The organism is Arthrobacter glycogeni, assembly GCF_054510815.1.
On sequence record NZ_JBTNDV010000011.1, the window covers coordinates 55271 to 69146 of the forward strand.

General features: G+C 64.6%; 13 protein-coding genes. 1 reads left to right on the top strand and 12 read right to left on the bottom strand.

Annotated elements, in window-relative coordinates; all coding sequences use genetic code 11:
• Window position 1 precedes the first annotated feature (1 nt).
• The 7 genes from ACX80G_RS12510 to truB all read right to left on the bottom strand — a co-directional run bounded on the left by ACX80G_RS12510 (window position 2) and on the right by truB (window position 6466).
• Entirely contained in the window at window positions 2-2281 is a 2280-nt protein-coding gene (locus ACX80G_RS12510) for a polyribonucleotide nucleotidyltransferase (RefSeq protein ID WP_459307973.1), read from the bottom strand.
• Between the two features lie 285 nt (window positions 2282-2566).
• Window positions 2567-2836, bottom strand: a complete 270-nt coding sequence (gene rpsO, locus ACX80G_RS12515; RefSeq protein ID WP_019483462.1) for a 30S ribosomal protein S15 — start codon at window positions 2834-2836, stop codon at window positions 2567-2569.
• Between the two features lie 118 nt (window positions 2837-2954).
• Complete coding sequence (locus tag ACX80G_RS12520; RefSeq protein ID WP_459307974.1) at window positions 2955-3947, bottom strand: bifunctional riboflavin kinase/FAD synthetase; 993 nt, start codon at window positions 3945-3947, stop codon at window positions 2955-2957.
• Window positions 3948-4013: 66 nt separating this feature from the next.
• Window positions 4014-4631: a DUF4345 domain-containing protein gene (locus tag ACX80G_RS12525; protein ID WP_459307975.1), complete on the bottom strand. Its 618-nt coding sequence runs from the start codon at window positions 4629-4631 to the stop codon at window positions 4014-4016.
• Between the two features lie 82 nt (window positions 4632-4713).
• Complete coding sequence (locus tag ACX80G_RS12530; protein ID WP_459307976.1) at window positions 4714-5184, bottom strand: hypothetical protein; 471 nt, start codon at window positions 5182-5184, stop codon at window positions 4714-4716.
• Window positions 5181-5552, bottom strand: coding sequence for a hypothetical protein (locus tag ACX80G_RS12535; protein WP_459307977.1), 372 nt, complete (start codon window positions 5550-5552; stop codon window positions 5181-5183). Before ACX80G_RS12535 ends, ACX80G_RS12530 begins: the two co-directional genes overlap by 4 nt.
• On the bottom strand, window positions 5549-6466 hold the full coding sequence (truB, locus tag ACX80G_RS12540; RefSeq protein ID WP_459307978.1) for a tRNA pseudouridine(55) synthase TruB: 918 nt from the start codon (window positions 6464-6466) through the stop codon (window positions 5549-5551). The genes ACX80G_RS12535 and truB overlap by 4 nt, the downstream gene beginning before the upstream one ends.
• Before the next feature lie 93 nt (window positions 6467-6559).
• Between truB and ACX80G_RS12545 the strand changes: the two genes are divergently transcribed.
• Window positions 6560-7756 (top strand): pyridoxal phosphate-dependent aminotransferase, encoded by a 1197-nt coding sequence (locus ACX80G_RS12545; protein WP_459307979.1) that lies wholly within the window; start codon window positions 6560-6562, stop codon window positions 7754-7756.
• Between the two features lie 304 nt (window positions 7757-8060).
• On the opposite strand, the gene rbfA is transcribed toward ACX80G_RS12545, so the two are convergent.
• The 5 genes from rbfA to rimP all read right to left on the bottom strand — a co-directional run bounded on the left by rbfA (window position 8061) and on the right by rimP (window position 13819).
• Window positions 8061-8513, bottom strand: coding sequence for a 30S ribosome-binding factor RbfA (rbfA, locus tag ACX80G_RS12550; RefSeq protein WP_459307980.1), 453 nt, complete (start codon window positions 8511-8513; stop codon window positions 8061-8063).
• A gap of 256 nt (window positions 8514-8769) precedes the next feature.
• Complete coding sequence (gene infB, locus ACX80G_RS12555; RefSeq protein ID WP_459307981.1) at window positions 8770-11655, bottom strand: translation initiation factor IF-2; 2886 nt, start codon at window positions 11653-11655, stop codon at window positions 8770-8772.
• A gap of 152 nt (window positions 11656-11807) precedes the next feature.
• Window positions 11808-12116, bottom strand: coding sequence for a YlxR family protein (locus ACX80G_RS12560; protein ID WP_459307982.1), 309 nt, complete (start codon window positions 12114-12116; stop codon window positions 11808-11810).
• 89 nt (window positions 12117-12205) lie between these two features.
• Window positions 12206-13177 (bottom strand): transcription termination factor NusA, encoded by a 972-nt coding sequence (gene nusA / locus ACX80G_RS12565; RefSeq protein ID WP_459307983.1) that lies wholly within the window; start codon window positions 13175-13177, stop codon window positions 12206-12208.
• Window positions 13178-13819: a ribosome maturation factor RimP gene (gene rimP / locus ACX80G_RS12570; protein ID WP_459307984.1), complete on the bottom strand. Its 642-nt coding sequence runs from the start codon at window positions 13817-13819 to the stop codon at window positions 13178-13180.
• Window positions 13820-13876 lie beyond the last annotated feature (57 nt).

The window sequence follows — 13876 nt, forward strand, 5'->3', positions numbered from 1 at the left end:
GTTAGTTGTCGTCACCCTCTGTTGAACCGACCGATGCAGCTGAGTCTGCTGAAGCATCGTCAGCGGCAGCGTCGTCGGCAACAACTGGGGAGAGCGACAGCTTTCCGCGGTCGTCGATCTTGGTGATTTCGACCTGGACCTTCTGGCCCACCGAGACGATGTCGTCGACGTTGTCGACGCGCTTGCCGTTGGCCAGCTTCCGCAGCTCGGAGATGTGCAGGAGCCCATCCTTGCCCGGAGTCAGGGAGACGAAGGCACCGAAGGTGGTGGTCTTGACGACCGTACCCAGGTACCGCTCGCCAATCTCAGGAATCTGAGGGTTGGCGATGGCGTTCACCGCGGCACGTGCAGCCTCGGCCGCACCACCGTTGGTGGCGCCGATCAGGACGGTGCCGTCATCTTCGATCGAGATGTCAGCGCCGGTGTCTTCCTGGATCTGGTTGATCATCTTGCCCTTGGGACCAATGACCTCGCCGATCTTGTCAACCGGGATTTTCACCGAGATGATGCGTGGCGCGAACTCGGAGAGCTCGTCCGGCACGTCGATGGCTGCCTCAAGGACACCCAGGATGTGCAGACGGGCTTCGCGGGCCTGCTTCAGTGCTGCCGCGAGCACAGAGGCGGGAATCCCGTCGAGCTTGGTGTCCAGCTGGATGGCTGTGACGAATTTGGCGGTACCGGCAACCTTGAAGTCCATGTCGCCGAAAGCATCTTCGGCGCCGAGGATGTCGGTCAGTGCCGCGTAGCGGGTCTGACCGTCGACGACGTCGGACACCAGGCCCATGGCGATACCGGCGACGGGTGCCTTCAGGGGCACACCGGCGTTGAGCAGCGACAGGGTTGAGGCGCAGACGGAGCCCATCGACGTCGAGCCGTTGGAGCTCAGCGCCTCGGAGACCTGGCGGATCGCGTAAGGGAATTCCTCACGGCTCGGCAGGACCGGCATGAGGGCGCGTTCCGCGAGGGCACCGTGACCGATTTCGCGGCGCTTCGGCGAACCGACGCGGCCGGTTTCACCGGTGGAGTAGGGCGGGAAATTGTAGTTGTGCATGTAGCGCTTGCGCGTTACCGGCGACAACGAGTCAATCTGCTGCTCCATTTTGAGCATGTTCAGCGTGGTGATACCCATGATCTGGGTTTCGCCGCGCTCGAAGATCGCCGAACCGTGGACGCGAGGCAGCACCTCCACCTCGGCGGTGAGCTGACGGATGTCGCTCAAGCCGCGGCCGTCAATACGGATCTGGTCCTTGAGGATGCGCTGGCGGACCACGCTCTTGGTGACGGACCGGAAAGCAGCTGAGAGCTCCTTTTCGCGGCCTTCGAACTGCCCGGCGAGGTCAGCGGTGACGCTGTCCTTGAGGGCGTCGGAGGCGAGATCGCGCTCCTTCTTGTCAGCGATCTGGAAGACCTCGGTCAGCTTGGCTGCAGCTGCCGATTCGACTGCCGCGAAGACGTCGTCCTGGTAGTCGAGGAAGACCGGGAAGTCGACGGTCGGCTTGGCGGCGCGGCCGGCTAGGTCAGCCTGCGCGTCACAGAGGGCGCGGATGTACGGCTTGGCCGCTTCCAGGCCGTCGGCGACGATCTCTTCGGTCGGTGCTGTGGCGCCGTCTTCCTTGATGAGCTTCCACGAATTGTCGGTCGCTTCGGCTTCGACCATCATGATGGCGACGTCGTCGCCCTCTGGTCCGGTGACGACGCGGCCAGCGACGACCATGTCAAAGACCGAGTTCTCCAGTTCGGAGTGCTTTGGGAACGCGATCCACTGGTCCTGGCCGCTGCCATCGGAAACGAGTGCCACGCGGACACCGCCGATCGGACCCGAGAACGGGAGGCCGGAGAGCTGGGTGGACATGGAGGCTGCGTTGATGGCGACGACGTCGTATCGCACGTCGGGGTTGATCGCCAGGACGGTGACGACGATCTGGACCTCGTTGCGGAGGCCCTTCACGAAGGCCGGGCGCAGCGGGCGGTCCATCAACCGGCAGGCGAGGATCGCCTCGGTGGAGGGACGGCCTTCGCGGCGGAAGAAGGAGCCTGGGATACGCCCTGCGGCGTACATGCGCTCCTCGACGTCCACGGTCAGGGGGAAGAAGTCGAAGCCTTCGCGGGGGTGCTTGCCGGCGGTGGTTGCTGACAGCAGTGCTGTGTCTTCATCGATGTACACCATGGCGGCGCCGGCTGCTTGCTGTGCAAGACGACCGGTTTCGAACCGTACGGTGCGCTTGCCGAACCGGCCGTTGTCAATCACGGCTTCGGCGAATTGAATTTCGGGACCCTCCATAGAGAGTCACCTCCGTTTCTGTTGGGGCTGGTGCCCTGCCGGAACCTGATCACCTTTCTATGCGGTGATTCTCGCACCCGGTCTTCGATCGAGATCCACGGGGACTCTCGCGTGCGCTGCACTGTCTAGTGCTGCACGGCCGTCTGCTCCCGGAGACCACTACCGAGGACCGCGAATGCGCGGTACCTGCCTGGCTCCAATGTGTTTTTAGTTGTTCGTGTGGCCGGAGGCCACACGTGGAAGGCGGCTCCTTCCCTCAAGGAAGGCGCCGCCCCACGTGTCTGACTAGCGGCGCAGGCCGAGACGCTCAATGAGCGTACGGTAGCGCGTGATGTCGGTTTTGCGCAGGTAGTCCAGCAGACGACGGCGGCGTCCAACCATCAAGAGCAGGCCACGACGCGTGTGGTGGTCGTGCTTGTGCATCTTGAGGTGTTCGGTCAGGTCGAGAATACGGCGGGACAGCATGGCAATCTGCACCTCAGGTGAGCCTGTGTCGGCTTCCCCGGTTGCATATTCCTTAATGATTTCCTGCTTGATAGCGGCGTCAAGGGCCACAATAACTCCTAGAGTTGTACCGTGAACAAGTTCCCTGGCCTGCGCGGAGGTCACCCGCCGCATCACAGACACAGAAAGATCCAGCCACCACGGACTGCAGCCGGATCCACGGTCTAGTTTACCTGCTGAGGCGTTGTTCTGTCGAAAGGACCGTACGGGTCTGCCCGACGTCGAGCCGCATCTGCGCGATCAGGGCATCCGGCCCCGTATAGGCCACCATCCCGCGAAGCCGACAGGTGAACTCCACGATGACGGTCTGCCCATAGAGGTCGAAGTCAGAGACCTCTTCCGGGGGCCGGTCTATGACGTGGGCCTCCACCTGCCGGCTCACCCCTTCGAAGGTGGGATTCGATCCCACGGAAATGGCGGCGGGCCAGCGGGTGCCCGCTTCGTCGACGAGCCAGCCGGCGTAGATCCCGTCGGCGGGGATGTACCCGCCGGACGCTGGGGACAGGTTGGCGGTCGGGTAGCCCAGCTCGCGTCCGCGGGCCGCGCCGTGGACCACTTCGCCGCGCATCCGGTGTGGCCGTCCGAGGATCCGCGCGGCGGTGGCGACATCGCCGTCTTCCAACGCCTCGCGCACCCAGGTGGAGGAACACCGCCGGTCGCCGTCGGCCTCGGTCGGGGCAGTGGGGCTGGCGCCGAAATCGTCGATGACAATGACCTCGAACCCGAGCTTCTGGCCAAGTTCACGCATGGTGCCCAGATCACCGCTGTTGTCGCGGCCAAACCGGACGTCGTGCCCGATGACCACCGCGCGCACGTTGAGCGTATCGACGAAGACCTTCTGAACAAATTCTTCCGGCGTATTTGCTGCTAGTTCCAGCGTGTAGTGCATCATCAGCAGCGCCTGGATACCGGTGGTGGCCAGCGTCTCGACGCGGTCCTCGAGCCCCATGATGAGTTCGGGCGCCTGCTCCGGCCGGTGCACCTTGGCCGGGTGCGGTTCGAACGAGATGACCACCGCTGCTGCGTGGTGGGCTTCGGCCGCGGCGACCAGTTGCTGCAGCACGCGCTGGTGTCCGCAGTGGACGCCGTCGAAGTTGCCGATGGTGACCACCGATGGACCAAAACCATTCGGAACACTGGCCAGGTCAGTCCAGTAGTGCACGCATCTCCTCTTTCGTTGTGAACCGGTGCCGGGCGGGCCCGGGTGGTTCGGTGCCGACAGCCGGTGTTAGCCGCGGGCTGCGTATTCGTTGCGGATTTCGGTGGTCTTGGCAATATACCGGTGCCAGACGAGCAGTGCCGCCGGGAAGGCGAGTTCGATGACCATCAGGATGATCATCATGAAGTGCGGGGTGCCGGAGAAGGCCCACGACAGGACGCGGCCGATACCGCCGATGAACACCATCAGGCAGACCAGCCACAACATGTTGGCCCATTCGAATTTCACGGCGATGGTGATGAACGCCGCGCCGACCCCCACCATCATGGCCGCGAAGAACCGGAACTGGTTTTCCAGGGTGGGGTTGGAACTTGCCTGGTCGGCCTCGGGAAGGCCGCCCGTCCCGGTAATCAGGTAGTACGCTCCGAAGCCGGCGATGACGAGGCCCACCAGGACGACGACGGTGCGGAAGACTCCCCACTCCGATTTCCCGGTCCTGGTTTTGGTCGTGGCCTTGCCGGAGGTCTTTCCGCCCCTGGAGGTTGGGCTGGCGCCGGGCGTATCGGTTTTGGGCTGCTGGTTGGATCCGCGCGACTGCCCGGCGACAGGGCCGCCCGGCGTGGTGCCGGATGCCGGACGGGTGCTGTCCTGCGGGTTGCCGGCGGGGTGATTCTCTGGGCTGGACATGATGCTCCTTCGAAGGTGGCTGACGAACGCTGCTGCTGCCGGTGATCGTAAGGCTGCTGCTGATGTTCCTGCTGTCATACTCTCACGCAGGGGGGCTGGACCGCTCGGTTGCTGGTCGCCTCGCTGTGCCAGGCCGGTTGAGATACAGCCACCACAGTCCAAGCACCGGAAGCAGCAGCGGTACAAAGCCGTATCCTCTGCCAAACAGGGACCACACCGTGTCGCTGGGGAACGCCTCGGGGTCCAGGAGGCTGAACAGCCCAACCGTCAGCACCCCGACCAGTTCCAGGCCCACCGCTCCAACCGAAATCCAATACCACCGTTTGCCCGGCATCGCGAGGGACACCGTGGCGAGCACGTACACGCCGGCGGCCAGGGCGGTGAGGAGATAGGCCAGCGGCGCCTGACCGAATTTGGTGCCGATCTGGAAGGCCGCCCGCGCGGTTGCCGCGAGGGCGAAGACACAATAGACGGCGATGAGCAGCCGACCTGGGCCACTGTTGCGGTGCCGGGTCGGCACAGCGGGTGTCTGTTCAGCAGGGGTCGTGCTCACAGGGGTACCCGATCCCAGATTTGTTCCATCCGGTACAGCATAACGAACACGGTGATCCCGGCGGCGCCGAGCACCAGGTTGCTCCACCGGCTGCGCTCAAGAATGGCCCACCAGAATCCTGCCAGCGGAATACACAGGGCGGTCAGAAGGTAGCCCCAGAACTCCCACGCCTCACCATTGAGGGTCTCTCCCCCGGCCTGCCTGATGATGGCGGCCACCCCGTAGACGACGAGGAACAGCTCGACGGCGGCGACCGAGAGGATGGTGATGTCATTGGGTGGCTGGCGGATCACCGCCGCGCCGACGCAGATCGCTGCAGAGACCAGGCAGACGACAACTCCCGCGATGAAGAATCCGTCGACGATCACTGGGCGGAGCCGTTTCCGGGCGCGAAGACCAACAGGGGGCGGGCCCGTTCTGACGAGTTCTTGAGGAGGGCGACCAGTGTGCCGTCGGGGGCGAAGGCGGCCACTGGTCCGTCGTCGTGCCCGGCCGGGATGAAACGGCCATGGGATAGATCGAGTGCCTCAGCTGCGGAGAGCTCGCGGGGGGGAAAGAGCACACGCGCAGCATCATTGATAGGCAACAGCCGGAGGTCAGTGGCCAGTTCCTCGAGGGTCGCGGCCTGCTCCAGCGAGTAGGGGCCCACCCGGGTCCGACGGAGCGCGGTCAAATGTCCGCCGACCCCCAACGAGACACCCAGGTCGCGGGCCAGCGCCCGGATGTACGTTCCCGAACTGCACTCGACTGTAACGTCGACGTCCTGCAGGGTGCCCTCGGCCGGTGTGGTGATCACGGGCCGGATGTCGTGGATGTCGAAGCGGTGGATGGTGACGGGACGCGCCGCAAGCACCACGTCCTCGCCGGACCGGACTCTGGTGTAGGCGCGCTCCCCGTTCACTTTGATGGCACTGACACTGCTGGGCACCTGCTCAATGTCGCCGGTCAGGGCTGCAGCACCAGCGCGAATGGCTTCGGGAGTCACCCCTGCAGCGGTGGCGGAGGCGACCAGGGCGCCTTCGGCGTCGTCCGTGATTGTCGACTGGCCCAGCCGGATGGTTGCAGTGTAGGTTTTGGAGGTCCCGACCACATAGGTGAGGAGCCGGGTAGCCCGGTTGATGCCGACCACCAGCACCCCCGTTGCCATCGGATCGAGGGTGCCAGCATGACCCACCTTCCGGGTCCCTGCCATCCCGCGCATTTTGCTGACCACGTCATGACTGGTCCAGCCCTGAGGCTTGTCCACGATAATCAGTCCTGAGTGGACCTGCCCGGAATTCACGCCTCCCAGTATAGGCGCGATGCGGTGGACGCCAGGTCCGGCCTCGGTGGTCCACCCGTCGCCGTCGCTGTCGGGCGAGGATACGCTTGCCTCATGCCGAAGATTTCTCCCCACGCCGACGGACTGCCCGCCAACCAGATCCGCGAAATCACCCAGGCCGCCTGGGCCACGCCCGGTGCAATAGTGCTCAGCATCGGCGAGCCGGGCTTTCCGGTGGCGCGCCACGTGCTGGAAGCCGGGATGGCGGCCCTGGACCGGGACGAGACCAACTACACCCCCAATGCCGGCATTGCGCCCTTGCGGGAGGCATTCGCTGCACGGTTTGCTGACCAGCAGTCGGTCGGGGTGGATCCCGGGCGGGTGTACGTGACGGCCGGCGCCCAGCAAGGGCTGCACCTGGCGATGAGTCTGCTGCTCGACGCCGGGGACGAGGTGCTGATTCCCAATCCCGGCTACCCGACCTTCGGCATGACAGCGAGGCTGTTGCACGCGGTCCCGGTGGAGTACCCCCTGCATGCCGGGCACGGTTTCCAACCGCGGGTTGAGGATCTTGAGGAGTTGCTCAGTCCCCGCACCCGGGTGCTGGTACTCAACTCGCCGTCGAACCCTCTCGGCGCGGTGTTCAGCGAAGCCCTGACGCGGTCCTTGATGGATTTCGCCCGCGCCCACGACCTGTGGGTCATCTCGGATGAGTGTTACGAATCGTTCATCTACGACGTGCAGCATGTCAGCCCGGCACGCTTCGATGGGACCGGAGAGTCGGATGGTCCGGCCGAAAACGCTGCCCGCGTGTTCACCTCGGTCACCCTGTCGAAGACCTACGGTCTGACAGGAATCCGGGTTGGCGCCCTGATCACCCCGCCAGGGATGCAGCAGCGGCTCGACAATGTGATGGAGTCAATCGTGTCCTGTGTTGCGGCGTCGTCGCAATATTCGGCGCTGGCGGCCCTGACCGGACCGCAGGACTATGTCTCCACGGCCCTGGCTCATTACCGGAACAACCGGGACGCGGCGTCGGCGGTGCTGGCGTCACGTGGCATCGAGTTCCTTGACGCGGAGGGGGCTTTCTACCTATGGGCTGATCTGTCCCACGCCACCGAGGGGGATGTGCGGAGCTGGGTGCACCGCCTGCTCCGGGAGCAAGACGTTGCGGTGGCGCCCGGCACGGCGTTCGGCTCGATTGGTGAGGGCTGGATCCGTATCTCGCTCTGCGGCGATGCGGCCGAACTCATGGAGGGCCTTTCCCGCCTTCCGTCCCGACCGCAGGCCACCGATCGGACGCTGCATTGAATCAGCTCTTCGGGCCTGATCAGCTGAAGCTCGTTCCTGGTGGCTTCTTTCGCCAACGCGAAGCGCGCTCCGACTCGACACTTGACGTCGTGGTCCACCAATTTCACCTGAGCCAGACCCGGATCGCTGCCGCACAGAGCTCCTCACTGCAGCCCTGGACTGGGCCTGACCAGGCCTCAGACCGCCCCGTTTATCCGGCGACCCGGTTCGATGCAGTTCAGGGTTGAGACCGGGCCTCCAGGTCCCATACAAAGCAGGAGGGCGGGACCGCCACTGCGGACCCGCCCTCCTGCTGTTGAGCTCGTTACTTCGAAGCGTCGACGTCGTCCTCGTCGTCTTCTTCCGGTTTGCGGTACGGATCAGCATCGCCGGCGAACTGTGCCCCCTGAGCGATTGCCGCAACCTCGGCGTCGCGTTCACGGGCGGTGCGCAGCAACTCTTCGAGGTGGCTCGCGTTGACCGGGATCTCGTCGGGGACGAATTCCAGGGTAGGCGTGAGCCGGGCGGTGATGTTCCGGCCCACCTCGGACCGCAACACACCTCGCGCCGATTCGAGCGCGGTGCGGGTGGCGACCTGTTCGTCTGCGTCGCCAAACACCGTGTAGTACAGGGTGGCGTGCTGGAGGTCGTTCGTCACCCGCGCATCGGTGATGGTCACTGCTTCAAGCCGTGGATCCTTCACCCGACGACGCAACGCCTCAGCGACAATAACCTTAATCCGTTGTGCAAGCCGTGAAGCCCGTGCCGGATCTGCCATAGCTAACTCCTCCTGCCTAAACATTTATCTAAACAAAAATCGGGGACTTCAAGGACGCTGGCGAGGACTGCCGTCGTCGCAAGCCCCCAGCGTGCGGTCAAGCCGAGAAGGCGACTTAACCGCGCTAAACGAACGCCCGGGAATCCGGGGCGCCTACGGTTGGTGGGCGTCTGAGCGAACGCTCCGGACGAAGTCCGTGTGCGGGCGCGAAGTGGGCAAAGGCGCCCCGGATTCCCGGGGCGCCCAAGCTCACAACCTAGACGCGCGGCTTTTCGCGCATCTCGTAGGTTTCAACAATGTCGCCTTCCTTGACGTCATTGAAGGACCCGAGGCCGATACCACATTCGAAGTCAGTCCTGACCTCGGTGGCGTCGTCCTTGAAGCGACGCAGGGACTCAACGGTGAGGTTGTCGCCGACAACCGTCCCGTCGCGGACCAGACGCGCCTTGGAGTTCCTGCGGATAACACCGGAGCGGACAATCGAGCCGGCGATGTTGCCGAACTTGGAGGACCGGAAGACTTCCCGGATCTCTGCGGTGCCGAGCTGTGCCTCTTCGTACTCTGGCTTGAGCATGCCCTTGAGCGCTGCCTCAATGTCATCGATTGCTGCGTAGATGACGGAGTAGAAGCGCAAGTCGACGCCTTCGCGGTCGGCAAGGTCTGCCACTCGCTCGGCTGGCCGCACGTTGAACCCGATGATGATCGCCGAGTCAACGGTGGCCAGGTTGACGTCGTTCTGGGTGATGGCACCCACGCCGCGGTGAATAACCCGCAATGCGACGCCGTCGCCCACATCGATCTTGAGCAGTGAGTCTTCGAGTGCTTCAACAGCGCCGGACACGTCGCCCTTGAGGATGAGGTTGAGGGTGTCAACCTTGCCCGCTGCAACCGCCTGATCGAAGTCCTCGAGGCTGATGCGCTTGCGGCGCTTCGCCAGGGCAGCGTTACGGTCGGCGGCCTCACGCTTCTCAGCGATCTGACGGCCGGTCCGCTCGTCCGGCGTCACCAGGAAGGTGTCACCGGCGCGAGGCACCGTCGAGAGTCCAAGGACCTGGACGGGGCGCGACGGTCCGGCGATCATGACGTTGTCACCGTCCTCGTTGAACATGGCGCGGACGCGTCCGTGGGCCACACCGGCGACAATCGTGTCACCGACGCGCAGCGTTCCCGACTGGACCAGAACCGTGGCAACCGCACCGCGGCCCTTATCGAGGTTCGCTTCGATGGCAATACCGCGGGCGTCCTTGTTCGGGTTGGCTCGCATGTCGAGAGCCGCATCGGCTGTCAACAGCACAGCTTCGAGGAGCTCGTCGATACCTTCGCCCTTGAGCGCCGACACGTGGACGAACATGGTGTCGCCACCGTATTCCTCGGGAACCAGACCGTACTCGGTGAGCTGCCCCTTGACCTTGTCAGGGTTGGCGCCCTCCTTGTCGATCTTGTTCACTGCGACGACGATCGGCACGTTGGCGGCCTGTGCGTGGTTCAGCGCCTCAACCGTCTGCGGCATGACGCCGTCGTCGGCTGCGACAACCAGGACCGCGATGTCGGTGACCTTCGCACCACGGGCACGCATGGCGGTGAACGCCTCGTGACCGGGTGTATCGATGAAGGTGATGGCCCGTTCGGTACCCTCGTGATCGTGGTCGATCTGGTAGGCACCGATGTGCTGGGTGATGCCGCCCGCTTCGCCTTCGACGACGTTGGACTTGCGGATCGCATCCAGCAGGCGGGTCTTACCATGGTCAACGTGACCCATGACGGTGACCACTGGAGGACGGGCCTCAAGCTCAGTGTCGCCTTCGGCTTCAAGTTCGGCGTCGAGGTCAATGTCGAAGTTCTCGAGCAGCTCGCGCTCCTCGTCCTCCGGGGACACGACTTGGATCTTGTAGCCGAGCTCGGTGCCGAGCACATCGAAGGTGCCTTCGTCGAGTGACTGGGTTGCTGTCGCCATTTCACCGAGGTGGAACAGGACAGTGACCAGTGCCGCCGGGTTCGCATCTATCTTCTCGGCGAACTCGGCGAGTGAGGAGCCGCGACGCAGCCGGACAACGGTGTTGCCGTCGCCGCGGGGTACGCTGACGCCGCCCAGGGACGGAGCTGACATCTGCTCCAGTTCCTGACGCTTGGCGCGCTTGGACTTGCGCTGCTTGCCGCGTCCTGCTCCACCCTTACCGAAAGCACCGGCGGTGCCGCCGCGTCCGCGACCACCCTTGCCGAAGCCGCCGCCTGCCGGAGCTCCGCCGCCCGCACCGGGAGCGCCGCCCGGGCCGCCACCTGGGCCGCCGCGGCCTGGTCCGCCGCCTGGCCGGGCCGCGCCGCCGCGGCCTGGAGCCGCTGGACGTTCGGTGCGGTTAGGCATCATGCCCGGCGTGGGGCGTGAACCTGCTGCACCGGCTGCCGGACGGGGACCGCCCGGACGGGCTGATCCGGCGGCGGGACGTGGTCCGCCTGCGCCGGCGGCGGGACGTGGTCCGCCTGCGCCAGCGGCTGGACGCTGTCCACGCTCGTCGTCGCGACGTCCCGGGCGAGGCATCCCCTGTGAGGGGGCAAAGGGGTTGTTGCCTGGACGGGGTCCGCCTGAGCGATCCCCGTCGCGTCCCGATCGGGGCATCCCCTGTGAGGGGGCGAAGGGGTTGTTGCCTGGCCTGGGCGCCCCAGGGCGGGCTGCGCCGGAACGTGCGGCGGGTGCCTGCGCCTCGGCCGGTTTTGGTGCTGGTCGGGCGCCTGGCTTGGCTGCCGATGACTGTTCCTGCGCTGCTGGTTCCGCCGCGGAAGCCTGCGGCGCCGCAGCTGCCGGCTCGGGGGCCGCAGCCGGGGTTTCCTGGTGTTCCTTTTCCGGTGCCTTCGGTGCGGGGCCGGCCGGGGTGGCGGCTTTCGGCGAGGCTGGAGTGGGGGCGTTCGGGGTGGCAGCTGGGGTTGTCGCCGGTGCTGGTGCGGCCTTGCCCGGCGCTGGTTCAGCGGCTGGCTTGGCTGCAACGGGTGCATCCGGGAATGCGCCGCGAAGTTTCTTCACGACGGGTGCCTCAATTGTCGATGAGGCGGAGCGGACAAACTCGCCCAGCTCCTGCAGTTTGGCTACTGCATCTTTCGAAGTAATTCCGAGCTCTTTGGCGAGCTCATGTACGCGGACCTTAGCCACATTTCTCCTGTCTCGGTCCGCACCGAGTCAGGCACGAACCGTCTAATTCCTACTGCAGACCACAGCTGCCGGGGCAACTGAAAAGCCATTTGCAAAGCTCAACAGATTGTTCATCGTTGGGCACTCATCGCTGGGTACTCATCGGGAATCCATCAGTTTTCTGACCCGCTTTCAGGGAGGACGGTTTGTTTGGGGTGGCTTCGTAACGAAGCTTCCTTGAGTGCCTGGAGTCGATCCTCGACGTCGCGAGTGTCAACCTGGCCCCGAAAGGCGCGGTTGAACGCGCCGCGTTTGAGGGCCTGTTCCATGCACGCCGGCTGGGGGTGCAACCACGCACCTCTACCGGAGAGCCGGCGGCGATCGTCAATCATGACGGCGTTGGAGCCGTCCATCTTGTCTTTCACCAACCGCAGCAAAACAGCCTGGTCATCGCGGTTCCGGCAACCCACGCACGTTCTCATGGCGGTTTGTTGAGATGGCAATGACCTAAGCCTCTTCCATTCTAGCGCCTATCCGGAGGCAAGACAGCATCGGTGATAGTCGGGGGCGTTCAGGCCTTCACGGCGTCGGACACAATGTCGATCCGCCAGCCGGTCAACTTTGCTGCCAGGCGGGCGTTCTGGCCTTCTTTGCCGATGGCGAGTGAGAGCTGATAGTCGGGGACCACGACGCGGGCCGATCTGGTGCTCTCGTCGGTGATCGTGACCGACGAGACCCGTGAGGGCGACAGTGAACTTGCGATGAAGGTGGCGGGATCGTCGCTGTAGTCGACAATATCGATTTTCTCGTCGTTGAGCTCATTCATGACTGCCCGCACACGGGACCCCATCTCGCCGATGCACGCACCCTTGGCGTTAACGCCAGGTCTTTGAGCCCTGACGGCGATCTTGGTGCGGTGTCCCGCCTCCCGGGCAAGTGCGACGATCTCGACCGTGTGGTCGGCGATCTCCGGCACCTCCAGTTCGAACAGCTTCCTGACGAGGCCCGGGTGGGATCGCGACAGCGTGATCGAGGGGCCCTTCATGCCGCGGTGAACGTCGACGACGAAGGCACGTAACCGGGTGCCGTGCAAGTATCTTTCGCCGGGAACCTGCTCGGGAGGTGGCAGTAGCGCCTCGACCGATCCGAGGTTGACCTGAATCATGTGCGGGTTGGTGCCCTGCTGGATCATCCCGGCCACCAGTTCGCCCTCCTTCCCACGGAACTCACCGAGGATGTTGTCGTCCTCGGCGTCACGTAAACGCTGCAGGATGATCTGGCGGGCCGTGCTGGCCGCAATTCTGCCAAAGCCGGTGGGGGTGTCGTCGAACTCCCCCACTGGCGCGCCGTCGTCGTCGGTCTCGGTGGCCCAGATGGTGACGTGACCGTTCTTGCGGTCCAGTTCGGCCCGGGCGGTGTCCTGCGATCCCGCGGTCTTGTGATAGGCCACCAGCAGCGCCTGCTCGATGGTGGGGATCAGGAGCTCCAACGGAATTTCCCGTTCACGTTCAAGCAGCCTTAGCGCACTCATATCAATATCCATTTAGGCCTCCGAAGCTGGGTGTGTCGTAGAGGTACGGGCATCGTCGCCGATGCCTTCGTCCCCGGTGTCATCAAGATGCGCAAACTCAACCTGCACTGTGCCCTTCCGGATGTCAGTGAACAGCAGAGTCAGGGGGTCGCCTGTTTTAGGCTTCATCCCCTTTTTTACGGGTAGGTGGGGGGTCAACCGGATACCGTCGGCGGTGACTGTCAGAAGCCGGCCAGTCACGTCGTCGCCCTTTGACGGGCGGACCGTAACCAGTCGACCCACGTTGCGCCGCCAGTGGCGGGGCTGGGTGAGGGGACGCGACACCCCCGGCGAGGAAACTTCGAGGCTGTAGGGACGCCCGTGGTCGTGGGGATCGGCATCCATGGCGAGCGAGACATCGTGGGCGACGGCGGAGATCAGGTCAAGATTGACTGAACCGTTCTGATCCTCGGGCAGGTCGACCACCACGTTCACTACCCGCTCGGATCCCGCAGATTTGATCTCAACGGCCTCCAGGAACAGGCCGTGCCGCTCAACGGTGGGCAGCAGCAGCGCGGTGAGCCTGGCCGATTCGCCCTGGTCGTCGGCCTCGCGTGCCTGTTGCTGCAGCGTGCTTGCCGCAGGCGGACTGTCATTGCCCGGCCGAACCGCCATTGCTGCCTCCCACTCGATGATGTTGTAGCTCTAGGGTACCGACTTTCCGGCGTATGC